This is a genomic window from Ruoffia halotolerans (assembly GCF_014049385.1).
Taxonomy (GTDB): Bacteria; Bacillota; Bacilli; order Lactobacillales; family Aerococcaceae; genus Ruoffia; species Ruoffia halotolerans.
Genome location: NZ_JACAOA010000018.1, coordinates 33,972 through 46,443, shown reverse-complemented (window position 1 = coordinate 46,443; position 12,472 = coordinate 33,972). Strand labels below are relative to the sequence as shown.

General features: G+C 38.1%; 11 protein-coding genes. 1 reads left to right on the top strand and 10 read right to left on the bottom strand.

All coding sequences use genetic code 11. The features are described 5' to 3' along the window. Positions 1–422: 422 nt before the first annotated feature. The 8 genes from HW423_RS07465 to HW423_RS07430 all read right to left on the bottom strand — a co-directional run bounded on the left by HW423_RS07465 (position 423) and on the right by HW423_RS07430 (position 9,050). Entirely contained in the window at positions 423–1,202 is a 780-nt protein-coding gene (locus tag HW423_RS07465) for a DeoR/GlpR family DNA-binding transcription regulator (protein ID WP_218931309.1), read from the bottom strand. 38 nt (positions 1,203–1,240) lie between these two features. Continuing rightward, positions 1,241–2,596 (bottom strand): MATE family efflux transporter, encoded by a 1,356-nt coding sequence (locus HW423_RS07460; RefSeq protein ID WP_218931308.1) that lies wholly within the window; start codon positions 2,594–2,596, stop codon positions 1,241–1,243. A 26-nt stretch (positions 2,597–2,622) separates the two neighbouring features. Then, positions 2,623–3,282, bottom strand: a complete 660-nt coding sequence (locus HW423_RS07455; RefSeq protein ID WP_218931307.1) for a YesL family protein — start codon at positions 3,280–3,282, stop codon at positions 2,623–2,625. A 16-nt stretch (positions 3,283–3,298) separates the two neighbouring features. Then, positions 3,299–4,180 (bottom strand): metallophosphoesterase family protein, encoded by an 882-nt coding sequence (locus HW423_RS07450; RefSeq protein WP_218931306.1) that lies wholly within the window; start codon positions 4,178–4,180, stop codon positions 3,299–3,301. An 11-nt stretch (positions 4,181–4,191) separates the two neighbouring features. Beyond that, the gene (locus HW423_RS07445; protein WP_218931305.1) at positions 4,192–5,094 is read right to left on the bottom strand and encodes a carbohydrate ABC transporter permease; all 903 of its coding nucleotides are present in this window, start codon (positions 5,092–5,094) and stop codon (positions 4,192–4,194) included. A gap of 66 nt (positions 5,095–5,160) precedes the next feature. Continuing rightward, on the bottom strand, positions 5,161–6,864 hold the full coding sequence (locus HW423_RS07440; protein ID WP_218931304.1) for an extracellular solute-binding protein: 1,704 nt from the start codon (positions 6,862–6,864) through the stop codon (positions 5,161–5,163). A 31-nt stretch (positions 6,865–6,895) separates the two neighbouring features. Beyond that, entirely contained in the window at positions 6,896–7,879 is a 984-nt protein-coding gene (locus HW423_RS07435) for an ABC transporter permease (protein WP_218931303.1), read from the bottom strand. 43 nt (positions 7,880–7,922) lie between these two features. Then, the gene (locus HW423_RS07430) at positions 7,923–9,050 is read right to left on the bottom strand and encodes an ABC transporter ATP-binding protein (protein WP_218931302.1); all 1,128 of its coding nucleotides are present in this window, start codon (positions 9,048–9,050) and stop codon (positions 7,923–7,925) included. A 758-nt stretch (positions 9,051–9,808) separates the two neighbouring features. Here HW423_RS07430 and HW423_RS07425 point away from each other — a divergent pair. Further along, positions 9,809–10,918: an Ldh family oxidoreductase gene (locus HW423_RS07425; RefSeq protein ID WP_218931301.1), complete on the top strand. Its 1,110-nt coding sequence runs from the start codon at positions 9,809–9,811 to the stop codon at positions 10,916–10,918. A gap of 84 nt (positions 10,919–11,002) precedes the next feature. Here HW423_RS07425 and HW423_RS07420 read toward each other — a convergent pair whose 3' ends face one another. Both HW423_RS07420 and HW423_RS07415 read right to left on the bottom strand, forming a co-directional pair. Further along, positions 11,003–12,154, bottom strand: coding sequence for an NAD(P)-dependent malic enzyme (locus HW423_RS07420; protein WP_218931300.1), 1,152 nt, complete (start codon positions 12,152–12,154; stop codon positions 11,003–11,005). 37 nt (positions 12,155–12,191) lie between these two features. Beyond that, complete coding sequence (locus tag HW423_RS07415) at positions 12,192–12,470, bottom strand: hypothetical protein (RefSeq protein ID WP_218931299.1); 279 nt, start codon at positions 12,468–12,470, stop codon at positions 12,192–12,194. Positions 12,471–12,472: the final 2 nt, after the last annotated feature.

The following is a 12,472-nucleotide window of genomic DNA, read 5'->3' as shown; positions in this document are numbered from 1 at the left end:
GAAGAGCCATACTTTGTCGCTTTTGTTGTGCTTTTCGGGGTTGGGTCGGGAAGTTGAGGTGATTCACCAGCTCCATTTCGCGAGCTGATGAAGTTCGCTTGGATTCGCTAGCTCAGGTAAGTGAGCTGGTGAAGTTGTCTTGAATTCGCTAGCTCAGGTGCGGGAGCTGGCGAAGTTCGCCTGGATTCGCTAGCTCAGGTAAGTGAGCTGGTGAAGTTGATATTGATTCGCCAGCACAGATGCGCGAGCTGGCGAAGTTGACTTGGATTCGCTAGCTCAGGTGCGGGCGCTGGTGTAGTTCCCTCGCATTCACCAGCTCAGCCTCTCGAACTGGCGAATCCCGCACTATCATCACAAAAAATAGCCTAGCACAACCAGAAATACTCCTCCTCGTTATATTAAGCTATTTATTTATAATAATTTTATGCTGTAACCCACTCACCGGACACATTAATTAGGCTCGCCGGTTTAGGAGCATCACATATAAACATATCTATCATTGTTACTGGGCATATCTCAATCAGTTGACGTTGATCAATTTTACTGTGATCCAATAAAGTAATATTTTCCTGACTCATCTGAATGAAAGTTCTTGAAACGAGAGACTCTTCCAAGTCATAATCATAAATTGCGGATTTGCTTATCCCACCGCATGAGATAAAACTTAAATCTAAAGAGAATTGCTTTAAGAAATCAACGGTATAGCTTCCTTTAATTGATGATTGAAATGGATTGGTAGTTCCCGGAAGAACAATGACTTGCCCTTGTACTCGCTCCTCTTCAATTGCCTTGTTGAAGCGAATGGCTGTTGCTAATGAGTTAGTAATTACAGTTAGGTTTTCAATATCTTCTAACATGTCTGGAATGTACATGATTGAGGTTCCGACGTCAGCACCAATGGTCATCCCACTTCTAATTTCCTTTGCGGCACGTCTAGCTACACGTTTCTTTTCTTCACTCATTAGTACCATCTTCTTACGAAATTCTAACTCTATTCCTTCACTTTTAGGAGCCGGCACTGCACCACCATGAATTCGAACAAGTTCGTTCTCTTCTTCAAGTTCAGTCAAATCACGTCGCAGTGTTTCGGGTGTGATATCAAGTTCTTTCGCTAACTCAGTCACATAAATTTTCCCGTCTTCTTTTACTCGATTTAAAATAAACTCGTGTCGCTGATACTTCACGCTAATATTTTGTTTCATATATATCACTACTTTACTCTACATTTTTTACAACAGTTCTAGAATAGCTCAATACTTTGCCAACTAGAACGCATCCAACGAATGAATAACACCACTGCACGCACCCATTCATCAAGAATGAAAATAATCCACACGCCAACTAAACCAAATCCAAAATGAATTCCAACAACATAACTCATTGGAACAGTGAATAAGAACGTCGAAAGAATCGAAATCATGGTTGGAAACTTAACGTCTCCTGCTGTATTCAATGCACCAATTAATATTTCATTACTTAACCGTCCTGGTTCAAGCAATATACTTAACCAAATCAGCTGTATCACACTGCTGCGAATTACTGGATCATCCGTTAACCAATTTACTATCCAATGACTGACGAGTGCTAATGAAGTTGAGAGCACAAATGCAAAAGCCATCGATTTTATTAATAGTTTGACAGTATAGTCACGTGCTTGGTCTTTTTGTTTTAAACCAATAAAACGCCCGATAATAATTTGATTAGCTTGCGAAATCGCAGCCGCAACTGTAAAGACCAAACCCGTTATGTTTTGTGTATAAATTTTACTTGTTACCATCATTGTACCAAAAGAAGCGATGATACCTGTAATAATTGTCTGCGATGTCGTATAAGAGATGTTTTCTAATGCAGATGGAAATCCAAGTTTCATAACGGTTTTTACAGTAACGCTATCCATTCTCAATGTTGAAAAGGCCGCACGATGCTTCGGTAATAAGTAATAAAAAGCGATAATAAGCAATAACATTCCGATAAATCTCGCGAATAAGGTTGAATTAGCTACACCGTGAATCCCTTCGCCAAACAGACCAATGGGTGTAAATAGAACGGTATAATTCCCTAAAATACTTAATAAGTTTGTTAGTATTGAAACAACCATCACAATCCGAACATATGTAAAACTTCTAAAGACAGAGCCAAAACTAGTCATCACTGATTGGAAAATCAGACTTACTGATACAATCGCTAAATAACTATAGGCGCTACCTAGTATCTCCTCAGGCGTTTGAATCCAACGCAATAATTGCTGCCCAAAGATTAAAAACACCGCTGCCATAGCTAGAGATATATGCACATTTAAATAGACGCCATGTCGAATAATTAAATTTACTTCTGAATTTTGTCTTGTTCCGGCCGTCTGCATTAGAAGAATACCACTCCCTAAAGAAGCGATTCCTAAGATCATTAAGCCTACATTTATTAACTGATTGGATAAACCTGTCGCTGCGACAGAAGCATCACTATACTGACTTAACATTAAGACATCGATACTTCCAAGAAGCATTCCGAATAATTGCTCAATTACTAAAGGGAAGAACAGCCGTCTAAACACCGGCACGTTGGTGTCAGGCTGTTTTCCTAAGTTTTCTTCATTCATAACCCACCCGCATTCTACAATTCATTTTAATAATACAACATGTCCTCTTGCTTCATCACATAATTTGTTTGATTTACACGCTCTTTTTCCTTCGTTGGCATAAGAATTGGCTCAACCATGCGACTCAAAATAAACACTGACACACTCACACTTAAAAACGGAATCACACCAGGCAAGTGACGAACAAAGCTACCCCAAACCAACAGCAGCACGATTGTTAAGATACTGCGTCTTAAATGGTTAATCATAAACCGGAAAGGATTCATAATTGTCTTGAATAAGGGCAATTCAAAATGTACAAACAATGCAAATACTAAGAAGCTTGCAAAAATGATGACTAGAGTTGCAAGCAAAAACAACATTGATAACGAAACAACCCAATAATTTTGAGTACTTAAAAGATAACGGTAATCAATCCAACTGACACTCATCAAAAAGACGAAGATATAACCAATCAGATTAGCTTGAACAAAGTCTTTTTTATAATAATGAATAAATTCATGCCTTAACTTAATTTTCTTATGATCTAAACGATACTGTCTAATCACCGCAAATAGTGCACTGGTTGCTGGGAATATTCCTAAAAATCCTAGGCCTAAAAGGGCAAAGCCAATCCATAAAAAATTTAATATGGTTAACCGAAATAACCATTCTCCTATCTGGTTGATGCGAGGTTGAATATTCATTATCTTTCTATCTCCTTTAAAATTCTGCTTGAGTTTTCGTATAAGTTGTCATTTTATTATTTACTAGTTCAACAATTCGCGCTCCACGTGGCAAGTCTCCGTAACATTGATAACCACTCACTTGTCCATAAACAAGACGAATACCGTGATGTAAACCAACGAAGTTATTATCATGATCGTGCCCGCAGAATACACCGCCAACTTGACCATTCATATACAATGAGGCAAATAGCCCTGTATTAATATACGGTGCTGAAATCATGTCATTCGTTTCATTACATTCACCAGATTCAATTTGCTTAGCTGCTTCCCAATATTCTGGTAAAGGAATGTGTTGGAACACTAAATCATTTTTACGTCCTTCATGACTTGGATAATATTTTGAAATACGGTTAAACCATGTCACTTGTTCTGGTTGAACCCAATCATAAATTCCAACAGGAAGCGGTGCATCAGATCCTGTATCAAATAAATACAAGACACTTTGGACGTTTCTACCTTCTGAATCAAAAATTTCAACTGTATAACTTTCACGGTCTCTAACAATCATTGAGTTAGACTTAGGCACGTGATGATGTAAAATTTCTTCCATCTTACGCATATCTGAGCGAACAAACTCATCTTCTGAATCATGATTCCCATAAGTGATGGCAATTGGCACATCATATTGGTTAAAGCGTTCCAATAATTCTCGGTAAACTTCCATCGCATTTGGTACACCGTGACTCCACATTAAATCTCCAGTCAAGACAATCAAGTCTGCATCCAATTTAGTAAATGCTTCGTCAATTAACTTAAACGTTTTGTAATCATCATCGTCATAAGGCTTAGAACCGATGTGCAAATCAGTTAATTGTACAATTTTAAATGTATTATCTTCTCTATATCTTAATCTCATCCTGTACTCCTCTACTCTTTAATTGAACCTACTGTGATTCCTCGCACAAAATATTTTTGAACAAAAGGATACGTCAACAGCATCGGTAACAGCACAACAATAATTGTTGCCATTTGTAATGACTGCCCTGTAATACTTACTTGATCTAGTGCTGAATATGATTGAGCACCTGTTGATCGAAGTAAAATATCTGCCAGTGCATTTTGTTGCGTTAACATCTCTTGAAGTAAAGTGGCAAGTGGTTTCAAGTTTGCATCACGAACATAAAACGTTCCAGCAAACCAATCATTCCAATGCCCTACCGCCGTAAATAACGTAACAGTTGCCAGAACCGGTGTACTCATCGGAAGAATTAACTTTCTAAAAATATAAAACTCACTACTGCCATCAATACGTGCAGATTCAATAACACTATAAGGCAGTTGTTGAAATTGCGTCCGTAATAGCAAAATATTCATCGTTCCATATAAACCAGGTATAATATAAACCCAAACAGACCCTGTTAAACCTAACTCACTTAATACTAAGTAATAAGGAACTTGTCCCCCACCAAACAACATCGTGAAAAAGATAAAGAAAGTGAAGAAACTACGACCTGGAAGTGTTTTTACTGTCAAAGCATACGCCGCCATTGACATTAACCCAACACCAAATACTGTACCCACGACTGTTCTAAATATTGAAATTAATAGACCATTTAATAAATTATCTTGCTTAAATACTTCCAAGTAATTATCAAGGGTCCACATTCTTGGCCAAAAGCCAATTCCACCGCGTTGGGCATCCGTTCCCTCATTAAAAGAAACTGCTAATACATGTAAGAAAGGAATAAGAATCATCACAGCAAATATAATAAGAAGTGTGATATTCAATACTCTTGCCCATTTTGGACCTTGTAAACTTTTACTTTCCAATCGAATACCTCCTTTAAAGTAAAGCGGGAAAGACGGTGATCTTTCCCACTTAAATTTTATAATTTATTAGAATCGAACAACGTCACCGTCAGCACGTTTTTGTTCAACAAAGTCAATGAATTCATTTAAGCCAGCTGCTTCTAAGTTAGACAAAGTTTCATCTAAAATTTGTTGTGCGCCTTCTGTGCTACCTGCGTAATACATACGTAAGACGTCTTCTTGGTAACGTGCTAATGCTGTTGCTAATGTTCCTTCGTCACCTTCAAATTCGAATAAATATGACTGAACAGAAAGTCCATCTTCAACACGTGCATTTTCAAATTGCTCATCATAATTTACTAACTCTTCAATTTGTTTACCAGCAATATCTGTTTCATCTTCTGCTCGAACATTATCTCCCCAGTTAGCTTCACCAAAGTCAGCCATGTTATCCATATCTGTATAACCTAAGTGCTCACCCCAGAATGAACGTACTCCACGGAAACCACGTAATTTAGCTAATTCTGGATTTGTATCAAATTCTTCAACCACTTCTGGAAACACTTGTGGGTTACCATTTTCATCTAATTCGTAGTCGCGACCTTCAATTCCGTAAAAGTATAATAATTTTCCTTCTCGACTTGCCATCCAATCAGCAAATTGCATCACTTCTTCAGGGTTTTCAGTTGTACTTGGAATTGACCATCCAGCGTAACCTGATTTGTAGCTAACAACCATATCATCTGTTCCATCAGCACGTTGTAAGTCACCTAATGGAATATATGATAAATCTGAAATTTCAGGACGGTATGAGTGAATATCTGTCACAATACCGAATGATCCATTAATCACACCTTCTTGTGCCCGTGTTTCATTCATTGTGTAATATTCTTGTGTCATTAAACCTTCAGCCATATATTTATGTACTTGGTTCACACGTTCCATTAAAACTGGTGATTGTGCTTCATGTAAGATGTTTCCTTCTTCATCTTCCATGAATGGCTCGCCTGTTGAACCAGTCCACATTAAATCTTGATATAACCAAGGGCGTTCTGAACCACCCCAAACAGTTGGACCAAATGGTGTTACTGGCACGCCGTTGTCGTCCGTATATCCAGCGGCTTGAATTTCTTGACCTAAAGCATGTAATTCTTCTGATGTATTGATTTCGTCATACTCTACACCTAAATCTTCAGCAATATCTGAACGAATATATAGACCTCCGATTTGTGGGTTTACTGGTTTTTGTGCTCCCTCACGTTGGATAGCCATGTGCATTAAGTAAGATGCTCCACCCCATTCGTTACGGAACATAATATTTTCTTGTGTATCTACTGGTAAGTAACCTTCTTCAAGATATTTGTTATAAACTTCTAACCCTTCTTGTTGCATTAAAGGTGTTAAATCATGGAATTGCCCTTCATTCGCTGCCTTTAATAAAAATTGCATTTCTGGACGACCTGAATCGTTTAAGTAATAGGCAATAAAATCAGGTAAGTCACCTGCAGCTAATCCAGCGGCTAAAGCTGTAATTGAGTCATCACTTGTCACAGTTTGTAACTCAAAAGTTACACCTGTTTGACGTTTAATTTCATCTAAGATTTCTTGTGGAATCTCAACAGATGCATCCCCTGCTGATTGGAAAATTAACCCAGTAATCGTACGATCAGCAATAAAGTTTTCTGATTCCGTTTCTTGCGCTAATACCGCTGGCGCTTGAGTTAAAAGTGGCGAAACTAATGTCATTGAAGCAGTTAATGTGACTAAAGCTTTCTTTAAAATGTTTTTCATATGTATTTTCCTCCTAAAATTGTATATAAATTTACCAAACTGCACTATCAAATTTCTTATCTGCAATATGATTTACAATTACTGTTAAAACTAAGCCGACTAAACCTTGCATCAAACTAATTGCCGTAGAGTAACCAAATTGGCCTCCTTGTAAACCTGTTCGAACAACATAAGTATCAATAATTTCTGACACGTCCGCATTTCCTGGATTTTGCATCAAGAATACTTGATCGAAACCTGCTGATAAAATGCTCCCTAGCGACATAATGAATAATAAGATAATCGTTCCACGAATCCCTGGAATCGTAACATGCCACATTTGACGAAGTTTACCTGCACCATCAATCGCAGCTGCTTCAAATAATGACGGTGAAATAGCAACAATTGCTGAGAAGTAAATAATTGAATCCCAACCAACTTCCTTCCATAAATAACTCAAGAAAGTTAACGGATAGAATAATGTTCGATCCATCATCCAAAACTTACTGCCATCACCACCTAAGTTCGCAATCACTTGATTGAGTAAACCAGTATTTGGAGCAAGTAAAGCGTTCATCAAACCAATCACAACAACCCATGATATAAAGTAAGGTAAGTATGTGACTGTTTGAAGCGTATCTCTTAACCTTGGTTGCTTCACTTCGTTAAACATCAAAGCCAACATAATTGGAAACGGTAAGTATAGGAATAATTTCATTGAACTAATCACTAATGTATTACGAACATACAACATACTTCTTGGGTCATTGAAAAACTGCTCAAAATATTTAAATCCAACCCAGTCGCCACCAAACATTCCAGTATTAAAACCAAACTCTTTAAATGCTAAGATATTTCCAGCCATTGGCCAATACGAGAAAACTGTATAATGAATCAAACAAGGCAAAATCATTAAATAAAAAATTTTATGTTGTAAGATTCGTTTCCAAAATGACTTTTTAACTGGTTTATAATAAGCATCAAGCTCTTCTTGAGAACGAAGTTCACCGTTGTAAACGACGCGCTTCTCTACCATCCTATCTCCACCCCTCGATCACTCATTCTTTCTATACTATGCATTAAATAACAACCTCTTCTCGCTCGCCTACTGGGATACGTAATTCAGTTTCTTTATCAAAGAAATGTAATTTTTCATAAGGGACACCAAAACGAATCGTATCGCCTTCAAAGAAATCTTCCATTGATTGCACCTTTGAGATTAGTGTATGCCCGTCTATATCAATATAGATGAGTGTTTCTGATCCCATTAATTCAGCGTTAACAATTTCTTGTTCGAATACAAAGTAATTACTTGTATCCATACCTTCTTCTAAGACTTCCATAGTTTCAGGTCGAATTCCTAGAATTACGTCTCGTCTAGATCCGTACTCTTCAATATCTAAATCATGCTTTAATTCTTGGGGTAAGTTCAATGAATTCTCACCTAAGTTAAAATTCTGTCCATCATAACCTAATGGAACAAAGTTCATCGCTGGTGAACCAATAAATTGGCCAACGAAAATATTATTTGGTTTCATATAAATCTCTTTAGGTGTCCCAATTTGTTGAATTAGTCCACGGTTCATAACGACAATACGCGTTGCCATTGACATCGCTTCTGTTTGATCATGGGTAACATAGATCGTTGTAACGCCTAAACGACGGTGTAATTTTGTAATCTCAGCACGTGTATGAAATCTTAATTTAGCGTCTAAGTTTGATAACGGCTCATCCATTAAGAATACTTTTGGTTCACGTACAATCGCTCGCCCCAATGCCACACGCTGGCGTTGCCCTCCTGATAATTCCGCTGGCTTACGATCTAAGTATTCATGAATATCTAGAATCTCTGCAGCTTCTTCAACGCGGTGCTGAATATCTTGTTTGCTTTCGTTACGCATTTTTAATCCAAATGCTAAATTATCAAAGACAGTCATATGTGGATATAAAGCGTAATTTTGGAATACCATTGCGATGTCGCGTTCTTTAGGATGTAATTCATTCTGTTTACGCCCATCAATTAGAACCTCTCCAGAAGAAATATCTTCAAGTCCCGCAATCATTCTAAGTGTTGTTGATTTCCCACATCCTGATGGTCCCACCAGAACAATAAATTCCTCATCATCAATTTCTAAATGAAAGTCAGTTACTGCACGAACATCATCACTATAGTCTTTATAAATATGACTCAAATTAATTTTAGCCACGCTTCACTACTCCTTTACAGTTTCAAACAAAACAAATCAAAACAGACATATCTATGTTTGTTTTACTTTTGTTTCTGAAATAGATAATACTAGACGAATGTAAATTTTAAGTAAATTTAATGAAAATTTTGTGTAAATAAAAAAATAATTGTAAATTTAACGTAAATCCGAAAAAAATACGTCGCTTAAATACTTAGTAACGCTACAAAACGCCATATACTACTTGTCTTATATAGCTCACAATTTAACGTATAGTTTTTTTTAAATTATTTTTTGAAGTAAGAAAAAAAGAAAACAAACGGACATAGGTTATATGGTTTCCTAGAGAAATCGGACATGTTTGTAGAGATAAATTGTAAATGTGGAGATGTGAAGTGGGATTCGCCAGCTCAAGTGAGCGAGCTAGTGAAGTTGACTTGGATTCGCTAGCTCAGGTAAGTGAGCTGGTGAAGTTGTCTTGAATTCGCCAGCTCAGATGCGCGAGCTGGTGAAGTTGATATGGATTCACTAGCTCAGGTAAGTGAGCTGGTGAAGTTGATATGGATTCGCTAGCTCAAGTGAGCGAGCTGGCGAAGTTGACTTTGATTCGCTAGCTCAGGTAAGTGAGCTGGCGTATCCTATGTTTCTACATTTATAAAGTTTTTGCATTTTTATAAATATTATTTATAATTTACTTGTTATTTAAACTTGAATATGCTAATTTTAAAGTATCAGGAAACGTTTACAAAACCGGTTAAAATTACTAGGAGGAATAGAAAATGAGTCAATCTTTTACTGTCGAATGGGATTGGGTAACGAAGTTTGTTAAAGATGTCTTTATGGCTTATGGGATTCCAGAAGAAGATGCGGATATTTGTACCGATGTATTGCTTGCGTCTGATCGCAAAGGGATTGAATCACATGGGGTAAACCGCTTTAAACCAATTTATCTTGATCGAATTAAGGCAGGTATTCAACATCCGGAGACGAATTTTGAAGTTGTTCGTGAAACACCGACAACAGCAGTTGTTGATGGACATGATGGTATGGGACAAGTGATTGGTTATAAAGCCATGCAGATGGCGATCGATAAAGCGAAAGAGTTCGGAATGGGTATGGTTGCGGTTCGAAACTCAACTCACTACGGAATTGCGGGTTATTATACAGATATGGCCGCAAAAGCAGGTTGTATCGGCATGACTGGGACGAATGCGCGCCCTTCAATTGCGCCTACTTTTGGGGTTGAGAATATTTTAGGTACAAACCCACTCACACTCGGTTTCCCAACCGATGAGGATTTTCCATTTTCATTAGATTGTGCGACTTCAATTAGTCAACGTGGAAAAATTGAATATTACGCGCGCATTGGTCAAGATACTCCAGCCGGAATGGTGATTGGTCGCGACGGAAAAGCAATGACGGACTCGCCTGAAATCCTTGAAGCACTAGTCAATGGTCAAGCGGCTCTGGCGCCACTTGGTGGTATCGGTGAAGAACTTGCCGGTTATAAAGGATATGGTTATGCAACCTTTGTAGAAGTACTATCAGCTGCCCTTCAACAAGGAAATTTCTTGCATATGTTATCAGGTATTGGTGAAAATGGCGAGAAACAAAAATTCCATCTAGGACATTTCTTTATTGCTATTGATACAGAAGCCTTTGTTGGTTTAGATAGCTTCAAAAAAACTGCTGGGGATATCTTAAGAGCCTTAAGAAATTCAGAAGTAGCACCAGGTGAAGAACGCATTTATACTGCCGGTGAAAAAGAACATCTCGTGTGGTTAGAACGCAAAGATACCGGTCTGCCTCTAAATGAAGGGGTTCAACAAGAAATGATTGCTATTCGTGATGAACTAGGCTGGTCAGATTACAAATTACCGTTTGAATAAAAACACGAGGGACAGTGTTGACGCACTGCCCCTCTTTTAATTAATCAATCTCTCTAGAAATTCAACCACTCACTTTATCTTCGATTATTTTGTCGCATTGTGAACACTGTCCGCAACGACTTCTGCTACTTTGGGGTTAAAGACATCTGGAATAATATTATCCACACTTAACTCTGATTCTGGAATCACACTCGCAATTCCTTGAGCTGCCGCAATTTGCATTTCATCTGTAATATCACTTGCGCGTGCATCTAAAGCTCCACGAAAAATACCAGGGAAAGCTAGAACGTTATTAATTTGGTTAGGGAAATCGCTACGCCCCGTTGCGACGATAAATGCGCCACCTTCCTTCGCTTCATCCGGCATGATTTCTGGTGTTGGGTTCGCCATTGCGAAGATAATCGGCTTTTCATTCATCGTTGCAATCCATTCTTTCTTCAACACGCCTGGCGCTGACACACCAATGAAAACATCCGCATCTTTCACAGCTTCTTGTAAATCCCCTTTCAAGTTATCAGGGTTTGTTAAACTAGCTAAGTCTTTGTGACGCTCATCTAAAGCAGGATCATCTTCAGCAATCATACCATCGATATCACAGACGATAACATTTTTAGCACCTGCGGCTAACATTTTCTTAGCAATTGCCGTTCCGGCAGATCCACCACCATTGATAACGATTTTTGCTGACTCTATTTTCTTATCAGCAACTTTCAATGCATTGTATAAAGCACCTAATACGACAATCGCTGTCCCATGTTGGTCATCGTGGAATACTGGGATATCCAATTCTTCTTTCAAACGTCTTTCAATTTCAAAACAACGCGGTGCAGAAATATCTTCTAAGTTAATTCCACCAAAAGAAGGAGCAATTGCTTTAACATGTGAGATAATCTCTTCAACATCTTGTGTATCTAATGAAATGGGAACAGCGTCCACATCTGCGAACGCTTTGAATAAAGCAGCTTTCCCTTCCATCACTGGAATCGCAGCTTCAGGTCCGATATTTCCTAGTCCTAATACAGCTGATCCATCAGTGACAACTGCGACTAAATTACGTTTCGTTGTATATTTATAGACATCTTCTTTATTCTCCGCAATCGCTGAACTAACTGCCGCCACACCTGGTGTGTATGCTACGGATAATTCTTCCATATTTGTAATGGATACTTTAGGATTAACTTCAATCTTCCCGCCTAGTTCCTCGCTTAATCTAAGTGCTTCTTTCCTTACGTCCATGTTATCTTGCTTCCTTTCTATGATTGAACTCTACTAATTACCACTCTGTCCAAGGATAAGGTACTACTAAAATCTCCTCGTCCGTTTCAGGATGCGTGACTGTTATCACAGTTGTTTTTAAATTATTTTGATGCCTAAAACCCTTCACATGAACATATCCATTACTATCATCTGCGTTACTTTCTAAGTAATTATCAATATATTCTGCCATACTAAGTCCATGCGCATGGGATTGATCTCCAGCTATTCCGTAATCATAACCCTTATAAGATTTCACTGTCCCTGTTGCTAGGGTCTCTGCTTCTTGTTTACTCATAT

Bases quoted from the DNA above. Each gene is read 5' to 3' on its own strand.
- HW423_RS07465 (WP_218931309.1), bottom strand. From the start codon at position 1,202: ATGAAACAAAATATTAGCGTGAAGTATCAGCGACACGAGTTTATTTTA.
- HW423_RS07460 (WP_218931308.1), bottom strand. From the start codon at position 2,596: ATGAATGAAGAAAACTTAGGAAAACAGCCTGACACCAACGTGCCGGTG.
- HW423_RS07455 (WP_218931307.1), bottom strand. From the start codon at position 3,282: ATGAATATTCAACCTCGCATCAACCAGATAGGAGAATGGTTATTTCGG.
- HW423_RS07450 (WP_218931306.1), bottom strand. From the start codon at position 4,180: ATGAGATTAAGATATAGAGAAGATAATACATTTAAAATTGTACAATTA.
- HW423_RS07440 (WP_218931304.1), bottom strand. From the start codon at position 6,864: ATGAAAAACATTTTAAAGAAAGCTTTAGTCACATTAACTGCTTCAATG.
- HW423_RS07435 (WP_218931303.1), bottom strand. From the start codon at position 7,879: ATGGTAGAGAAGCGCGTCGTTTACAACGGTGAACTTCGTTCTCAAGAA.
- HW423_RS07425 (WP_218931301.1), top strand. From the start codon at position 9,809: ATGAGTCAATCTTTTACTGTCGAATGGGATTGGGTAACGAAGTTTGTT.
- HW423_RS07420 (WP_218931300.1), bottom strand. From the start codon at position 12,154: ATGGACGTAAGGAAAGAAGCACTTAGATTAAGCGAGGAACTAGGCGGG.
- HW423_RS07415 (WP_218931299.1), bottom strand. From the start codon at position 12,470: ATGAGTAAACAAGAAGCAGAGACCCTAGCAACAGGGACAGTGAAATCT.